13 protein-coding genes and 1 pseudogene are annotated in these 16,264 nt (G+C 69.9%); 9 read left to right on the forward strand and 5 right to left on the reverse strand.

Features of this window, described 5'->3' with window-relative positions; genetic code table 11:
* Nucleotides 1-29: 29 nt before the first annotated feature.
* From AB0I83_RS02810 to AB0I83_RS02825, 4 genes are all read right to left on the reverse strand, one after another.
* Entirely contained in the window at nucleotides 30-1,211 is a 1,182-nt protein-coding gene (locus AB0I83_RS02810) for a glycoside hydrolase family 76 protein (protein ID WP_363303336.1), read from the reverse strand.
* Nucleotides 1,212-1,263: 52 nt separating this feature from the next.
* Complete coding sequence (locus AB0I83_RS02815; RefSeq protein ID WP_363303337.1) at nucleotides 1,264-2,124, reverse strand: carbohydrate ABC transporter permease; 861 nt, start codon at nucleotides 2,122-2,124, stop codon at nucleotides 1,264-1,266.
* Between the two features lie 2 nt (nucleotides 2,125-2,126).
* Nucleotides 2,127-3,008 carry a sugar ABC transporter permease gene (locus tag AB0I83_RS02820; RefSeq protein WP_356530232.1) on the reverse strand — a complete coding sequence of 294 codons (882 nt, stop codon included), beginning with the start codon at nucleotides 3,006-3,008 and terminating at the stop codon, nucleotides 2,127-2,129.
* Nucleotides 3,009-3,082: 74 nt separating this feature from the next.
* Nucleotides 3,083-4,396, reverse strand: coding sequence for an extracellular solute-binding protein (locus AB0I83_RS02825; RefSeq protein WP_363303338.1), 1,314 nt, complete (start codon nucleotides 4,394-4,396; stop codon nucleotides 3,083-3,085).
* Nucleotides 4,397-4,765: 369 nt separating this feature from the next.
* On the opposite strand from AB0I83_RS02825, the gene AB0I83_RS02830 reads away from it, so the two are divergent.
* The 9 genes and pseudogenes from AB0I83_RS02830 to AB0I83_RS02870 all read left to right on the forward strand — a co-directional run bounded on the left by AB0I83_RS02830 (nucleotide 4,766) and on the right by AB0I83_RS02870 (nucleotide 15,191).
* The gene (locus AB0I83_RS02830; RefSeq protein ID WP_363303445.1) at nucleotides 4,766-6,388 is read left to right on the forward strand and encodes a class I mannose-6-phosphate isomerase; all 1,623 of its coding nucleotides are present in this window, start codon (nucleotides 4,766-4,768) and stop codon (nucleotides 6,386-6,388) included.
* A complete protein-coding gene (locus tag AB0I83_RS02835; RefSeq protein WP_363303339.1) occupies nucleotides 6,385-7,389 on the forward strand; it encodes an ROK family protein in 1,005 nt (334 codons plus the stop codon). Before AB0I83_RS02830 ends, AB0I83_RS02835 begins: the two co-directional genes overlap by 4 nt.
* Nucleotides 7,390-7,585: 196 nt before the next feature.
* Nucleotides 7,586-8,569, forward strand: coding sequence for a LacI family DNA-binding transcriptional regulator (locus tag AB0I83_RS02840; protein ID WP_356530508.1), 984 nt, complete (start codon nucleotides 7,586-7,588; stop codon nucleotides 8,567-8,569).
* 99 nt (nucleotides 8,570-8,668) lie between these two features.
* On the forward strand, nucleotides 8,669-11,731 hold the full coding sequence (locus AB0I83_RS02845) for a glycoside hydrolase family 38 C-terminal domain-containing protein (RefSeq protein WP_363303340.1): 3,063 nt from the start codon (nucleotides 8,669-8,671) through the stop codon (nucleotides 11,729-11,731).
* A 552-nt stretch (nucleotides 11,732-12,283) separates the two neighbouring features.
* Nucleotides 12,284-12,610 (forward strand): plasmid stabilization protein, encoded by a 327-nt coding sequence (locus AB0I83_RS02850; protein ID WP_356530226.1) that lies wholly within the window; start codon nucleotides 12,284-12,286, stop codon nucleotides 12,608-12,610.
* A gap of 52 nt (nucleotides 12,611-12,662) precedes the next feature.
* Nucleotides 12,663-13,112, forward strand: a complete 450-nt coding sequence (locus AB0I83_RS02855; protein WP_363303341.1) for a DUF5709 domain-containing protein — start codon at nucleotides 12,663-12,665, stop codon at nucleotides 13,110-13,112.
* Nucleotides 13,112-13,801: an HAD family hydrolase gene (locus tag AB0I83_RS02860; RefSeq protein ID WP_363303342.1), complete on the forward strand. Its 690-nt coding sequence runs from the start codon at nucleotides 13,112-13,114 to the stop codon at nucleotides 13,799-13,801. Before AB0I83_RS02855 ends, AB0I83_RS02860 begins: the two co-directional genes overlap by 1 nt.
* 43 nt (nucleotides 13,802-13,844) lie before the next feature.
* Nucleotides 13,845-14,074, forward strand: a pseudogene (locus AB0I83_RS02865) (DUF4396 domain-containing protein); the annotation flags it as partial.
* Between the two features lie 136 nt (nucleotides 14,075-14,210).
* Nucleotides 14,211-15,191 carry a TIGR03557 family F420-dependent LLM class oxidoreductase gene (locus tag AB0I83_RS02870; RefSeq protein WP_363303343.1) on the forward strand — a complete coding sequence of 327 codons (981 nt, stop codon included), beginning with the start codon at nucleotides 14,211-14,213 and terminating at the stop codon, nucleotides 15,189-15,191.
* A gap of 471 nt (nucleotides 15,192-15,662) precedes the next feature.
* Here AB0I83_RS02870 and AB0I83_RS02875 read toward each other — a convergent pair whose 3' ends face one another.
* Entirely contained in the window at nucleotides 15,663-16,241 is a 579-nt protein-coding gene (locus AB0I83_RS02875) for a TetR/AcrR family transcriptional regulator (protein ID WP_363303344.1), read from the reverse strand.
* Nucleotides 16,242-16,264: the final 23 nt, after the last annotated feature.

Genomic DNA, 16,264 nt, shown 5'->3' on the forward strand with positions numbered 1-16,264 from the left:
TGCCGGGACGTGCTGCTCGGGGGGAGTGCTCAGGAACGGTCGGAGGCGAGGCCGGCGAAGATCTGCACCATCGCGGACTGTTCGAGGGTCTCGGCCTGAGCGGCCGGGTCGTGGTCGCCGCCACCGGAGGGCTGGAAGCGGAACAGCCCGTCGGACGGTGTGCGGTTCTCCCTCCAGGTCTGCTCGGCGTAGGCGGCGGCGGCCGTTCGATAGGCGCGGTCGGGCCTTACCTCGTTCAGGATGCGGAGGTTGTCGAAGTAGAAGGCGTTGAAGATCGCCGGCTGGTCGTGCAGCCGGTCCTCCTGCGTCCAGTACGTGAGCGAGCCCTTCGCGTCCTCGGCGGCACGGTCGAGGTAGTTCCGGTCGCCGGTCGCGCGGTAGAGCGTGGCGGCGGTGCCGATCATCGCGCCCGAGTTGTACGACCAGAGGGTCTTGTTCACGGTGCCGTCGTCGTCGCGACTGTTGTTGTACAGGCCGGGGGACCGGCGCAGGCACGACCAGTTCCACTCGTACCACTTCTTCGCACTCGCGAGGAGCTGGTCGTCGTGGTCGATGGCGTACAGCTCCGCGGCCAGTTGGGCGGCCAGGCCCGTGACGTTGGCGGCGCGCATGGTGTTTCCCGGCGAGTCGACCCAGTTCATGCCTCCGGGACATGGCTTGGCCGCGTCCTCGTCCCAGCCTCTGCTGACGATCGAATAGGTCTCCATCGCCCGGTCGAGGTAGAGCCTCTTTCCGGTGGCACGGTACTGGTCGAGGAAGGAGAGTCCGACGACGGCGTTGTCGTCGTAGAAGACGTCGCCTCCCTGGCCCAGCGGGGCGGGGAGGTAGGAGTCGTAGCCGGACCGGCCGTCGCGGGGGTCGAAGTACAGCCTCAGCGCCGTGAAGCGCTCGGCGGCGTCGCGTTCGTAGCGGGCACCGACGCCCGGCAGTTCGGACATGTCGACGGTGGCGGCGGTCGCCTCACGCAGCGGCCAGAGGTAGGAGTGGGGGTTCTCGCCCTCCCTGAGCGGCGTCTTCTCCAGGTAGAGGCCGTGCTCCGCCGGCCCCTGGTAGAGGTGCTGCTGCAACGAGTCGTAGGTGACCTCGGCCCGGTGGGCCCAAACGGAGGGCGCGGCCTCCCGCGCTGTGCCGACTGCGGCGGCGGGGCCCGCCCACAGCGTTCCGGAGAGGACAGCGAGGGCCAGCGCGGCGCGTACGGGGGTCTTCACCATGGTCTGCCTTTCAGAGAGGTGGAAGAAACGTTGGCGGTCGGCGGGACGTCGCTCAGCCGTGGAGTTTGAGGCTGCTGACGAAGAAGCGCTGTGCGGAGAAGAACAGGACGACCGTCGGCAGCGAGACCAGCAGCGCACCGCCGAGCACCACCGGCGGCCCCACATTGGAGTAGTTGCCCTGGAGCTCGGCGAGAGCGGCCATGACCGGGCGGATGTTCTTGCTGGTCGACAACGTGATGCCGAACAACAGGTCGTTCCAGACGGCGACGAACTGGAAGACGAAGGCGGCCACCATGGCGGACCTGGACAGCGGCACGTGGATCTGCCAGAAGATCCGCCACCATGACGCACCGTCCATCCGGGCGGCCTCGATGATCTCCGGTGCCAGCGTCAGTGCGAAATTGCGCATGATGAAGTAGGCGAACGGGATGGCGATCGCCACGTACACGAGGAACAGCCCGAACTGGGCGTCGTAGAGCCCGCTGTCGGCGTAGGCGAGGAAGAGCGGCCGCAGGAAGACCTGGAGTGGAAGCAGGGTTCCTGAGTAGATCAGCCAGAACCACAGGGCCTTGTGCTTGACCGGCATGATGACGGTCGCGAACGCGGCGGTGGTGGCCACCACGATGGCGGCGGCGGCGCTGGTGACGGCGTAGAGCAGGCTGTTGCCCATGGAGGGGCCGAGATCCGCCTTCGCCCAGGCTTGCGACATGTTGTCGAAGAGTCCGAAGCCCTGCGGCCACCAGTGGGGCGTCCCGCCGTAGTCGGCTGCCGGCACCATGGCGTTGACCAGCAGCAGCCAGGTGGGCAGCGTCCAGGCCAGGGAGATGACCACCAGGGTCGTGTTGCGCAGGATCCGGCCGGGCGTGGGCCGCGTCCGCGGAGTGCGCCCGGGCGTGCCGGTGATGGTGGGCATGATCAGTCGCCTTTCGGGGTCAGCTGACGCCGTAGGTACAGCCACGAGGTGAACAGCACGATCGTGGTGAGGACGACCGCCACCGCCGCGCCCGCTCCGGGGTGCAGGGCCAGGAAGGTCTCCTGGTACATCGATACCGCGAGCGTCTCGGACTGTCTGCCGGGACCGCCCTGGGTGAGGACCCAGATCAGGTCGAAGGACTTGAGCCCGTTGACCAGGCTGGTGCCGACGACGATCACCGAGACCGTCCGCAGCTGGGGCAGCACGACGAACCAGAACTTCCGCCATCCGGCCGCACCGTCCAGCGAAGCGGCCTCGAGGGTCTCGGGCGGGATGGTCTGGAGGCCCACCAGGAAGAGGATCACCGCGACGCCCGCCGACTGCCACGTGTTGGCGATGATCATCACCAGCGTGTTGCCCGGCCACTCCAGCAGCCAGCCCTGGGCGAGCGAGTCCATGCCGAACGCCCTGAGGACCTGGTTCGCGGCGCCGTCGGTGTTCAGGACGAAGTTCCACACCACCGCGACGGCCGAGCCGGACAGGGCGTAGGGGAGTACGACGACCAGCCGTGCCACACGGGACCACCCGGCCCCCTGCGTCAGCACGGCGATGGCCAGGCCCAGCACGAGCGGCAGTGCGACCGTGCCGACCACCCACATCAGGGTGTTCTGGATCGACCGGGTCAGCACCGGGTCGTCGAGGAAGAGGGCGTAGTTGTCGAGACCGGCGAAGCCCGACACGCGCCTGTCGTCGAAGAAGCTCCGGTAGACGGTCGTTGCGAACGGGAGGAGCAGGAGTGCGCTCACCAGGAACACGGCGGGAGCCAGGAATCCGGCCCCGGCCAGTCTGTCGCGTATCCGTCGGGCGGACCGGCGCGTGGGCACGGAGCCGGCAGGGTCCGGTCCTGACGAAGTGTGCGGTCCGGGGAGCGGCGGCCGACGCTGGTCGAGGGAAGAGCTCATGCCTCGTCCCTCTCCCAGGCGGCCCACTCCTCGGTTGCCCGGCCCGCCATGCTGCGCAGCGTGCCCTCGGGGGAGGAGGCCCCGGTCATGAAGCTCCCCAAGTCGTCGGTGTTCCCCTGGATGAGATTGGGCGGGCCGGACTCGCCGTAACGCGGCAGCAGGGTCCAGTGCTCCCGCAGCGCCCGGTCCTTGAGTCCGGCCATCACCGGGTTGCCCGGCCTGGCGAGCGGATTGGCCGATGCGTCCTGGAGGAAGTCGGTCCACACCTTCTGGACCTTCGGGTGGAGCCAGTGCGCCGCGTTGGCCATCGCCGCCTCGTGCGAGACGGCCTTGCGGGGGACGGCGAGCACCCCGGACTCGGTGATGACGGAACGGCGGCCGGACGGCTCGACGGGAGGCATCACGAAGGCGTCGAAGTCGACACCCGGCTTCATGCCGGTGGCGGCGATCCCCTGCGACTGCCAGGAACCGTGCAGGAACATCCCGACCCGTCCGGCCTTCAGCGCGGCAGCACCGTTGTTCTGGTCGAAGTCCGCCGGGGTCATCCAGCCCTTGCGCATGAAGTCCTGCCAGATCTGCATGGCCTTCTTCGCCTGCGGGTCGGTGTAACGCGCCTTCCCACTGATCAGCTCCGTGTAGAACTCGGGGTCCACCTTGCTGACGAGCTCCTGGAACCACTCGTAGGCGGGCCAGTTGCCGCTCTGGGTGGCGACGAAGGGGATGACGCCCGCCTTCTTCAGCACCTCCGCGTTGTGCAGCATCTCCTCCCAGGTGTCGGGTGCGCGCAGGCCGTGCTTGCGGAAGAGAGCCGTGTTGTAGAACAGCACGTAGTACGACTCGTAGAGCGGGATCCCGTACACGGAGCCGCGGTAGGACATCGCCTCCCGGGTCTGGGTGGAGACCCAGCCCCTGCGTTCGTAGTCGGCCCATACGGAGGAGAGGTCGCTGAGTTCCCCGGTGCGGGCCAGAGACTTGAGGAAGTAGCCCGAGGCCCACTTGATCATGTCGGTGGCCTTGGTCGTCTGCAGCGAAATCTGCGTGACCTGCCTGTACGAGGTGGGATTCGGGTTGGACAACGGACGCAGTGCGTGACCGGTGAGCTTCTTCAGCTCCCGCCCGGCCGCGACGTAGCCCTGGTCCCAGGTGGCGTTGTCGTTGGCGAGCGAGGTGGTGCCGGGCTTCACCGCCGTGCTGTCGCCCCGGGCACAGCCGGCCAGCACGGCCGCGCCGCCCGCTCCGATGCCCGCCAGGACGCTGCGGCGGCCGAGCGGGTGGGACGACCATCGTGTCGCCCCGCCGATTGATCTCATTGGTTCCCTTCCCTGCGGGCCCCGAGGGGGATCCACGGCTCTGGGGTGTGGTGGGTGAGGGGTACGGCCCTCCGAGAGATCTCGCCGCACGGCAGCGGCGGTTCGGATTGCCAGGATGTTAACGACACCATGGAGTCGAAACAAGGCTCTGTGACGAAAATTCGCCTGCAACCCTTACCTAGCAGCTGTTATGCCTGGTGGTCGGACGTCGCCCTTGTCGCTTCTGATTGTTATCGATACCATCCTTTCGGTCGCCCGCTCATCCCCTCAGGAGTTCCTGTGCACTCAGAGCCCCGCCCCTACGAACGCAATCCCCGCTACCAGGCCACCGGTGCCGTCGTCACCGGGTGGAGCGAAGCGGTCGCCTCGCTGCCCGGGCAGCCGGCCGTGCTGGCCCTCGACGGGCCCGCGGCCCTGGACTGGGAGGAAGCGGCCCGAGGGATCGCCACCGCCCTGCGCGGGCGGTCCACGGAGGTCGCCGTCCTCGACGTGCGGGAGCGCTGGTCGCCGGCAGCCGTCGAGCGGCTGTGTGTCCCGGATGCCGAGGCCGACGAGTTCTTCCTTCCGCTCGCCGCCTTCGACATGGCCGACCTCTTCGAGGGCCGGCTGTCCGTCGACCGGCCCACGAGCGGCATCCTGCTGGTCTTCGGCCCCGGCGCCGCCCTCTGCTCGCCCGATCTGATCTGGTGGGCGGACCTCCCCAAGCGGTACGCCGAGAGCGCCGTCGCCTCCGGAGAGCTGCCCGTGGGTGTCAACCTCGGTCGCCCCCACGCGCCCGGCGAACTGCGCAGCCTCTTCTACACCGACTGGCCCGTCACGGACCGCCATCGTGACGCGCTCGCGCCCAGGATCGACCGGTGGATCGACGTACAGGACCCGCTGGCCCCCGCCTCTCTGGGCGGCGAGGCGGTCCGCGCCACCCTCGCCGATCTCGCCCGGCAGCCCGTGCGTACCCGCCCCTACTTCAACTCCACCCCCTGGGGAGGCCACTGGGCCGCCGAGAAGCTCGGCTTCGTGCCCGACGGCGGCAGCACCGCCCTCGGCTACGAGCTGATCGCCCCCGAAGCGGGCGTCCTCGTCGGCCAGGACGCCGGGCCATTGGTGGAGCTGCCCTTCCAGCTGCTGTGCGTGCTGCACCCCGAACGCTTCCTGGGCGCCGACGTGCACCGGCGCTACGGCACCTCGTTCCCCATCCGCTTCGACTACCTCGACACGGTCGGCGGGGGCAATCTCTCCCTGCACTGCCACCCGCAGGAGACCTACATGCGGGAGACCTTCGGCTGGCCCTACACCCAGCACGAGACCTACTACGTCACCGCCAGCGACCCCGGGTCGCGGGTCTTCCTCGGGCTGCGGCAGAGTACCGACGTGGACATCCTGCGCAAGGAAGTGGAGGCGTCCGTGACGCACGGCACACCGCTGCGCGTCGAGGACCACGTCCAGACATTCCCCGCCGAACAGGGCCAGCTGTTCATGATCCCGGCCGGCACACCGCACTCCTCCGGTGCCGGCAACCTCGTTCTGGAGATCAGCGCCACCCCCTACCTCTATTCGCTGCGCTTCTACGACTGGCTCCGCCGCTCCACCTCTGACGTGCCCAGGCCGCTCTCCCACCGTCACGCCTTCGCCAACCTCGACTCCGGACGGCGCGGCAGGGAGGTCGTCGAGGATCTCGTCCAGCAGCCGCGGACCCTGCGCGAGGGCGTGGGCTGGCGCGAAGAGGTCATCGGGGCCCTGCCCGAGATGTTCTACGCGGTCCACCGTTTCGTACTCGACGGAACAGGGCCTGCGGACGACGACACCGAGGGCCGTTTCCACATCCTGAACGTCGCCGCCGGTGGCGGTGTTGTGGTGGAGACCGCTGACGGCCGGCGCCATGACCTCGCGTTCGCCGAGACCCTCACCGTGCCGGCGGCCGTCGGCGGCTATCGCCTCCACCCCGTCGGCGAACGGCCCGTACAGGTCGTCAAGTCCCTGGTGAAGCCGGCATGACCCGGGTTCCCGTGCTGGAGATCGGCGGCACACATGTAACCGCCGCCCTGGTGGACACGAGGACCGGGCTGCCGGTCTCGGACTCCGTCGTCCGCAGGCCCGTGTCGGCAGGTGCCGGCGCCGAGGAGATCCTCGACTCCTTCGGCGGGGCAGCCCGGCACCTCGCAGCACCGGATCGGGCGAGTTGGGGCGTCGCCGTACCGGGACCCTTCGACTACGCGGCCGGCATCGGCAGGTTCCGGGGCATCGGCAAGTTCGAGTCGCTGCACGGCGTCGACGTGGGGGCGGAACTACGCGATCGGCTGCCGCACCCGCGCGACATCAGCTTCCTCAACGACGCCGACGCCTTCGCCGTCGGGGAGTACCACCGCGGTGCCGCCGCAGGGCGTGACCGGTCCGTGTGCATCACCCTCGGAACCGGCGTCGGGTCTTCCTTCCTGAAGGGCGCAAGCCCTGTCACCGAAGGCCCCGCAGTGCCGCCCGGAGGCCGGGCCCACCGCATCGCAGTCGACGGACTGCCACTTGAGGAGGTGATCTCGCGGCGGGCGATCCGCGCGCGTTACGCCCGGGCCGCGGGTCTCGACGGGCGGACCGAGGGACCGGACGTCGGTGCCATCGCCGCACTGGCCCGAGAGGCGGACCCGCACGCAGCGGCGACGATCATCGGCTGCTTCACCACACTGGGGCGCGCCCTGGCACCCTGGTGCGCCGCGTTCCGACCGGACGTGATGGTCGTCGGCGGCTCCATGGCGGCCTCCTGGGATCTCATCGGCCCCGCGCTTCGCAGCGGACTCACCACCGGGGCCGAGGCCGCCGGGCCGGGAGCGGATACCGTTGTCGCCGCGATGGACCTGAGTCCCGCCCGAAGGCCCGACGACGCTCCCCTGATCGGCGCCGCCCACTGGGCCCTGGGACGTCGGACGGAGTGCGGCCCGGCGGAGACCGACTCCGTAGGGGCCGGCCCCCTACCGTTCGGCGCCCACCGAGGGGATCGGCCGTGAGGAGACTGAGCCGGCCCCCGGAAGGCAGCCGCGGGATCCGTCCGCAGGGTCGGTCGGCGCCACCGGCCGGGGACTCTCTACAATGACGGCGCCTGCGGCTCCGGCAACCCACCGACGGCACAGAGCCTCTGACGGCACGAAGGAAGGACCGGCCGTGGCGCAGCACCGACCGAGCGACGTCGCCGCCACGCCGACCATGCGTGACGTCGCCGCCCGCGCCGAGGTCAGCGCGATGACCGTCTCCCGGGTGCTCAAGGACGACCCCCGCGTCACCGAAGCCACCCGGGAGCGGGTGATGAGCGCTGTCGACGCCCTCGGCTACCGGCGTAACGAAACCGCTCGCCGCCTACGGGTCGGCGGGAGCGGGATGATCGGCCTGGTCGTCACCAACCTGGCGAACCCGTTCTACTCGCGGCTGGCGCTCGGGGTCCAGGAGGTGGCGGACGAACACGGACTGCGGGTCCTGCTCGGAAACACCGCCGAACAGGTCGACCGGGAGCGAGGGTTGGTGGAGGATCTGACATCCCGCCAGGTCGACGGGATGATCGTGGTTCCCGCGGGGGGCAGCCACCGCCACCTCGCACCTGCCGCGCTGCGTGGCATGCCGATCGTCCTTGCCTCCCGGCCGCCTGCGGGAATGGACGCCGACTGCGTGCTGGTGGACGACTTCGGCGGAGCGGAAGCGGCCACCGGCCGACTGATCGAGGACGGACACCGGCGGATCGGGTTCCTCGGCAACCCGCCCGCGCTCTACACCGGTGCCGAGCGCTTCCGCGGCTACTGGGCAGCCCATGAGGCGGCCGACCTGGAGCCGGACGACCGCCACATCCGTCGCGGACTCGCCGACGTCGCCGCGGCCGAGCACGCCGCCGTCGCCCTACTGAGCGGGCCCGACGCCCCCACCGCGCTCTTCTGCACCAACAACCGTCTGACCCAGGGCGCCATCAGGGCCGTCCGCATGCTGGGCGCCCCGGTCCCCCTGGCCGGTTTCGACGACTTCGACCTCGCCGACGTCCTCGGGCTCCCGCTGACGATCGCGTCCTACGACGCCGACGAGATCGGGCGCAGGGCCGGCCGGATGCTCATCGACCGCATCAACGCCGGCCCGGACACCCCTGTGCCCGCACGACGCTCCGTGGTCCCCACCGAAGTCATCCGGTACGGGATCGACCGACCGTAAGCCTTGCACCGTCCGACCGCCCTCGGGACACCGCTGTCACTCGACCGGACCGGCGGACGGGCCCGCTGCCACCCGCGCGGAACTTTTGATGGAGTCTCCATGCACGACGACCGCAAGCTGACCGAACGCCGGCTCGCCCGGGTACTCGACCAGCGTCTCAGGCCCGCAGTCCATGCCCACTCCCTGCCCCTCGAGGTGAGTGCTCACCACGTATCCGGCGAGCCGGTGCCGGTGAGTGACGGCATCGCCGGACCCTACGAGCCGATCAGTACCGGCGAGTACTGGGGCCCGGCCTGGTCCACCAGCTGGTTCAGGATCCGTGGCACGGTCCCCGCCGACTGGGCGGGGAAGCGAGTCGAAGCGGTACTCGACCTCGGCTTCGGCACCACCCAGCCCGGCTTCTCCGCCGAAGGGCTCGTGTACCGGGCCGACGGCACCCCCGCGAAGGCACTGAATCCACGCAACACCTGGCTCCTCATCACCGAACGGGCAGAGGGCGGTGAGGAATTCGAGTTCCACATCGAGGCGGCCGCCAACCCGCTCATCTTCGACTTCGACGCCGCGGGCGACCCCTTCGTCCCCACCCGGGCCGGCGACGTCGCCTCCTGGCTGCGAGCCGAGACAGACACCGAATCCGCCGGTAGGCCGCTGTACCGGCTGACCCGCATGGATCTCGCCGTCTTCGACGAGACGGTGTGGGAGCTCGTCCAGGACCTCGACGTCCTCTCCGGGCTCATGCACCAACTGCCCGAGGACTCCACCCGCCGCAGCCGGATCCGGCACACGGTGAGCGCGGCCCTCGACGCGATCGACCTCCAGGACATCCGAGGCACTGCCGGGCGGGCCAGGACAGTGCTGGCTCCCGCCCTCTCCGCACCCGCGCACGCCGGTGCCCACCGCATCTCGGCCGTCGGCCACGCCCACATCGACACAGCCTGGCTGTGGCCGGTGCGTGAAACCGTCCGCAAGGCGGCCCGCACCGTCTCCAACGTGACCGCGCTGATGGACGACCACCCCGATTTCCGGTTCGTCATGTCACAGGCCCAGCAACTGGCCTGGCTCAAGGAACAGCGCCCCGAGGTGTACGCCCGGGTGCTGCAGAAGGTCGCGACCGGGCAGTTCCTGCCGACCGGCAGCCTCTGGGTCGAGCCCGACACCAACCTCTCGGGCGGCGAGTCCCTTGTACGCCAGTTCGTCCACGGCAAGCGGTTCTACCTGGAGGAGTTCGGCGTCGAGACGCGAGACATGTGGCTCCCGGACACCTTCGGCTACAACGCCGCGCTGCCCCAGCTCATGAAGCTCGCCGGCATCGAATGGTTCCTCACGCAGAAGATCTCCTGGAACACCACGAACGCGTTTCCGCACCACACCTTCTGGTGGGAGGGCATCGACGGCTCCCGGGTCTTCAGCCACTTCCCGCCCGTCGATTCCTACAACGGCGACCTCTCCGGTGCCGACATCGGCCACACCGAGCGCAACTTCCGCGACAAGGGTCCGGCCAACCGCTCCCTGGTGCCGTTCGGCTACGGTGACGGCGGGGGCGGCCCCACCCGTGAGATGCTGGCGCGCGCCGACCGGCTGGCGAACCTGGAGGGCTCCGCGAAGGTCGAGCTGGAGGGGCCCGCCGACTTCTTCGCCAAGGCGCAAGCGGAATACCCCGAAGCGCCGGTATGGGTCGGCGAACTCTACCTGGAACTCCACCGGGGCACGCTCACCAGCCAGCTCGCCACCAAGCAGGGCAACCGCCGCAGCGAGCACCTGTTGCGCGAGGCGGAACTGTGGTCGGCCACGGCCGCACTGCGGACCGGTGAGCCCTATCCGTACGCCGTGCTCGACCGCGTCTGGAAGACCGTCCTGCTGCACCAGTTCCACGACATCCTGCCCGGCTCCTCCATCGCCTGGGTGCACCGTGAGACGGAGCAGGCCCACCAGGAAGTCGCCCGGGAACTGAACGCGGTCATCGATACCGCCCAGCGGGCTCTGGCCGGGCCGGCGGACGCCGACGGCGGTGTCGTCGTCTTCAACGCTGCCCCCCACGGCCGCGACGGAGTGCCGGCACTCGCCGCCGCCCTCCGTACGACACCACTGCGGACGGCACCCGTACGAGCAGGCCATGACGGCAGTCTCGTCCTGGACAACGGGCTGGTACGGATCACGGTCGACACCCACGGGCTGATCACGTCCGCGTACGACCTGACAGCCGGGCGCGAGGCTCTCGCCCCCGGGACGGCGGGCAACCTGCTCCAGCTCCATCAGGACTTCCCCAACCAGTGGGACGCCTGGGACGTCGACGCGTTCTACCGCAACACCGTGCAGGACCTGACCCGGGCCGACGAGGTCACGGCCCGTCACGACACCATCGAGGTCGTGTGGACCGTCAACCAGTCGCGCATCCGCCAACTCCTGACCCTGCGAGAAGGCGCCCGGCGACTCGACATCGACACCACCATCGACTGGCGGGAGCGGGAGAAGATCCTCAAGGCCGCCTTCCCGTTCGACATCCGGGCCTCCGAGTCCACGAGTGAGATCCCCTTCGGACACGTCCGTCGGCCGACCCACTCCAACACCAGCTGGGACGCGGCCCGTTTCGAGATCTGCGCCCACCGCTTCCTGCACATCGAGGAGCCGGGCTGGGGGGTGGCGCTGGTCAACGACTCCACGTACGGCCATGACGTCACCCGCGATGTCCGCCCCGACGGCGGGACGACGACCACCGCCAGGCTCTCGCTGCTGCGCGCTCCGCTCTTCCCCGACCCGGAAGCCGACCAGGGCGAACACCGCCTGCGGTACGGCCTGGTGATCGGCTCGGACATCGGCGACGCCGTGCGCGAGGGCTACCGCTTCAACCTCGCCGAACGAACGGTCGCCGGTTCGGCGGCTGTCGCGCCACTGGCCGAAGTCGACCACAGTGGTGTGGTGATCGAGGCCGTGAAGCTCGCGGACGACCGCTCAGGTGAAGTGATCGTGCGTCTCTACGAGTCGCTCGGGGGGCGAGCCGCGACGACCTTGCGCGCGGGATTCCCGTTGCTCGCAGCCACGACGACCGACCTGCTGGAACGGCCCGTGGGAGAGGGCGCCGACCTGCCCGTCACCGCCGAGGGCGTGCCCCTCGTGCTGCGCCCGTTCCAGATCCTGACCGTGCGAATGACCCCGCGCGCCTGATGGAAGAACGACGGGGGACGCCGGTGCCGAACCCGATGCGCTCCGGTCCGGATCACCCGCGGGCGGCCGCATCGGTCATCTGCGGGTGATCACGAGGTCTGGCTCCGGATCCGGGACCGGCAGGCACGCATGACGAGGTGCCGGGTGTCCTCCGACGGCCCACCAGCCCTGTCGCCGCCGCCGGCGATCCGGTGGAACCGGTCGGCCCGGCGCGCCCGACGGTACGGGCCGCGGTGGTGAACGCCCGTCACGGCCGCCCTTGAGCCGGCCTTGCCCACCGCGGTCCCGGAGTGCGCGGCGGCCGGCACGGGGGCGTCGTTGACGCCGTAGCCGACATCGACGCCGGGAAGTTCTGGCGGGAGCGCCGAGCGGGTCGAGCCGTCTCACAGCCGGTGCCCCGCCGGCTTCAGGGGACTCCCTGACTCTGCCTGCGGGTGCGCCGTCGGGGGGTGCGTTGTTTAGTGGGATCCGTAGGGGAAACGCGGTGGGCGTCACCGTGTCCGTGACGGTTTTCGGACCCGGCGCACCAGGCGCGGAGTGGAGGAGGACGTCATGCCGGCTGGATCCAGCAAGAAGCGTGAGCGACAGTACGAGCGCATCAAGGAGAGCCAGGAGGAACGGGGTGCGTCGACGGCCCGATCGAAGGAGATCGCGGCCAGGACCGTCAACAAGCAGCGCGCGCGGTCCGGCGAGTCGAGGACGGCGAGCAGGACGTCGACGCAGGACAGGAAGTCCGCCTACGAACGCGGGGGTGAACGCTCCCACAAGGGCGCGCAGGGGCCCACGAAGGATCAGCTCTACGCGGAGGCCAGGAAGAAGAACATTGACGGGCGTTCCTCCATGGACAAGGAACAGCTCCGCAAGGCCCTCGGGCTCTGACGCCTGCCCGCGGTCCCGTGACCGGCCGGCCGCACGACGGAGGGAAGAGGACTTGACCGCAGATGCACGCGGCGACGAGGTGCCCCAGCCGCAGGAAGACGACGGCAGCGGTCCGTCGAACGACGCGCTCGACCTCGAGAACACGCTCGACGAACGGGATCTGCGCGGCGGGACGCAAGAGGGCTGCTCCCCGCCTGAACGCCCCTTGGTCGTGAACAGGTTCGGCACCTCCGGGGCCGGGGTGCACCGCGGTGGGTCCATGGGCCGGCGGCTCGCCCAGGAGAACGGGGACGTCGGGCAGCCCGACGGTGACGGTATCGGCGCCCCCGCCGGGAGCGAGCGCGAGCCCCGGGCAGGAGGGCTCAGCGCGTCGGGCGACGCGGCCGGACGGGAGAACCCCGTCTTCGCCGAGAACGTGGGCATCGACGGTGGCGCGGTCTCGGCGCAAGAAGCGGTCGTGCGTGTCATGGGCGCGGCGGACATCCAGGGGCGTGCGGTCTGATGGCGAAGACGGGAGAGACCACGGCGGGAGCGGCGATCTTCGATGTCGACGGCACTCTCACCGATACCAATCACCTCCACGTGGTGGCCTGGTGGGAGGCCTTCCGGCAGGCCGGGCACAGTGTGCCGATGCCGGACATCCACCGGGCGGTCGGTCTCGGCTCCGGTGATCTGATCGAGCGACTGCTGGGGCCCGATCGTGACCCCGAGCAGGACGAGGCCATCAGTTCGGCGCACACGGTGCTCTACGCCACGTACTTCGACCGCCTCCCGGCTTTCCGGGGCGCGGGCGACCTGCTGCGCACGCTGGCCGAACGGGGTTGGCGGGTCGTCCTCGCCACCTCGGCGAGCGGGACGGAGCTCGCGGCTCTGAGGCGGGCGGTTGACGCGGACAATGCGGTCTGGGCCACGGCGAGCTCGGACGATGTCGACCGGGGCAAGCCCTCCCCTGAGCCGGTCGAGCTGGCCTGCCGGCTGGCCGGTGTCAGTGCGGGCCAGGCGGTGTTCGTGGGCGACACGGTGTGGGACATGGAGGCGGCGGCCCGGGCTGGGGTGACTGCGGTGGCCCTCCTGTCGGGCGGGATCCCGCGTGCAGACCTGGAGCGGGCAGGAGCGGAAGCGGTCTACCCGGATGTCGCCGATCTGCTCGACCGCCTCGACGACAGCGTTTTCGGGCCTGGCACCGACTGACCCGCGGGCCCCGAACCTCCTCCATCTTCGCGTACTCGCTCACGCGGTCCGCCGACCAGGGCCGATCTTCACGCCTCCCTCTGGGTGGCGCTCGCAGCCGACACCGCCTCGATCGCGCTGATGGAACCCGTTGACAACGGGATCGTCGCCCTGACACCCGGGGCGAGGGTCGCCCACCTCCAGGACGTGCTGGCCCGGACGGCGCTGCGGGGCGGTTCTGCCGTGGCCTTCGTGATCACGGCGCCGGTCAACAGATGGATGATCGGCCGCGGCGACGTGCATCACTCAGAGGAACCAGGCTCAGGCCGCATCGGGCTCGGCCCCGTGTCCTCGACCGTTATGTGCAGAATTCTGGTGGTACCCCTGTGCGGAAGAAGCGGCCATGACGAGTACAGAACGAGGGGTTCACATGCAGGTGGGATACAAGCTGGCGGCGGAGGCTTTCGGCCCGGCGGAGCTGGTCAGGCAGGCCGTGCTCGCCGAGGAGGCGGGATTCGACTTCGTGGAGATCAGTGACCACTACCACCCCTGGCTCGACAACCAGGGACACTCTCCGTTCGCCTGGACGGTGCTGGGAAGCATCGCGGCCAAGACGTCGCGAATCGGTCTGGCGACCGGGGTCACGTGTCCCACCGTGCGCTACCACCCCGCTGTCATCGCTCAGGCGGCAGCGACGCTCGCCCTGCTCTCGGAAGGCCGCTTCGTCCTGGGCGTCGGCTCGGGGGAGCGGCTCAACGAACACGTCGTCGGCCCCGGATTCCCTGACGCGGTCCACCCCCGGCACGAAATGCTCACGGAAGCGCTGGAGATCATCCGGCTGCTGTGGGGCGGGGGCTACCGTTCCTACGAGGGAAAGCATCTGCGGCTGCAGGACGCCCGGGTCTTCGACCTCCCCGACGAGCTGCCTCTGATCGCCGTGGCCGCCAGCGGCCACATGTCGACCCGTATCGCCGCCGACCTGGGCGACGGCCTGTTCGCCACTGAGGACAAGCCGAGCATCGTTTCGCACTACCGCGACGCCGGCGGGACCGGTCCCTGCTACGGCGAGGTCCCGATGGCCTGGGCGCCCGACGCGCACACTGCCGCGCGTGCCGCTCTCAAGACGTCGCGGTGGGCGCTGACCGGTTGGAAAGTGATGAGCGAACTGCCCAATCCGGTCAACTTCGATGCCGCGACCACTACCGTGCGCGAGGAGGACATTCTCGAGAGGTTCGCCTGCGGGGCGGACCCTGAACGCTATGTTGAGGTCGCCCAGAGCTACGTCGACGCGGGCTTCGACAGGCTGGTCATGCAGAACGCGGGCCCCGACCCCGACGGCTTCATCGACTTCTACCAGCGCGAGCTCGACGGGCGCATCCGACAGCTCCAGCCGAACAACGCGCGAGCCTGAAGGCTGCGAAGGGGCGATCCGGCCTCGGATGCCAGTTCCCCGGGCCGCGATCTCCGAAGACGCCTCGTCCGCCCTGTGCTGTGAACGCGAAGTGAAGCCGGATGGTGCGCGTCGGAATCGTGCCGGCACGTCACATGATCTTGCTGGCACGTCCTGGTTGGCCATGACCCGTGACTGATGCAACGACATGGCCTGGCGACTCCCGCCGGAGCCGGGGCTCAACCCGGGTCAGGGCCTCTTAGGAAAGCGGACTGGGCGTGTCCTGCGGCAGGTGCGTCCATGTCAGGCTCTGGGGGCCGCCGCCCCCGGGGGGCTGTCAGTTGCAATCGAGAGGCCGCGCAGTGTCAGCGCGGTCGGCGTGGGCAGTGGCTTGTCGGCCGGGTCGGTGTGGAACGACCGGAGCAGACGGGCCCCAGGCGCGCTACAACTTCACCGCCGGTGTCCGGCCGTCGGCGCCCTGCGCCCCCCGACTCAGGGTGACTGCGGGGCGCTGAGTCGCAGGCCGTCGAAGAGGAGGGCGGTGATCTGCCGGGCCTCGACCAACCATCCCTCCGTGGCGCGCATTCCGCAGATGCCACCCAGGGCGCGCAACAGGGTGGAGCCTGTGACGTCGTCGCGGACGGTGCCGGCCGCGCTGCCGGCTTCGAGCAGCAGGGAGAGGGCGTTGGCCATACGGGTGCGTGCGTCGTCGAAGACCGGTGAGTCCGTCGCCATGATGCTTTCCAGCACACCGGACATCCCCTTGCCCACCGCCGCGTGGTCCACGAGCAGCAGCAGGAAGCGCCGCAGCGCCTCCTCCGGGGCGTGTTGGCCCAGCAGTACGCCGGGCGCACCGCACAGGTCGTCGACCTCCTTGCGGTAGACCTCCTCGATCAGCGCTTCGCGGGTCTCGAAGTGGCGGTAGAGCGTTCCGACGGCGACGCCGGCGCTGCGGGCGATGTCCTCGACGTGCGCGTCGGTGTCGCCGCCGAGGAGCGCTTGGCGGGCCGCGGACAGCAGTGCCTCGCGGTTGCGTCGTGCGTCGGCACGCAACGGGCGTGATGCCGGCAAGAGAACCTCCATAAGGTGAGTCC

Origin of the sequence: Streptomyces sp. NPDC049970 (genome assembly GCF_040660235.1) — a bacterium.
In the GTDB taxonomy this organism is placed as follows: Bacteria; Actinomycetota; Actinomycetes; order Streptomycetales; family Streptomycetaceae; genus Streptomyces.

Excerpts from the sequence above, each read along its gene's own strand:
- AB0I83_RS02810 (WP_363303336.1), bottom strand. The coding sequence starts at position 1,211 with ATGGTGAAGACCCCCGTACGCGCCGCGCTGGCCCTCGCTGTCCTCTCC.
- AB0I83_RS02815 (WP_363303337.1), bottom strand. The coding sequence starts at position 2,124 with ATGCCCACCATCACCGGCACGCCCGGGCGCACTCCGCGGACGCGGCCC.
- AB0I83_RS02825 (WP_363303338.1), bottom strand. The coding sequence starts at position 4,396 with ATGAGATCAATCGGCGGGGCGACACGATGGTCGTCCCACCCGCTCGGC.
- AB0I83_RS02835 (WP_363303339.1), top strand. The coding sequence starts at position 6,385 with ATGACCCGGGTTCCCGTGCTGGAGATCGGCGGCACACATGTAACCGCC.
- AB0I83_RS02840 (WP_356530508.1), top strand. The coding sequence starts at position 7,586 with ATGCGTGACGTCGCCGCCCGCGCCGAGGTCAGCGCGATGACCGTCTCC.
- AB0I83_RS02845 (WP_363303340.1), top strand. The coding sequence starts at position 8,669 with ATGCACGACGACCGCAAGCTGACCGAACGCCGGCTCGCCCGGGTACTC.
- AB0I83_RS02850 (WP_356530226.1), top strand. The coding sequence starts at position 12,284 with ATGCCGGCTGGATCCAGCAAGAAGCGTGAGCGACAGTACGAGCGCATC.
- AB0I83_RS02860 (WP_363303342.1), top strand. The coding sequence starts at position 13,112 with ATGGCGAAGACGGGAGAGACCACGGCGGGAGCGGCGATCTTCGATGTC.
- AB0I83_RS02870 (WP_363303343.1), top strand. The coding sequence starts at position 14,211 with ATGCAGGTGGGATACAAGCTGGCGGCGGAGGCTTTCGGCCCGGCGGAG.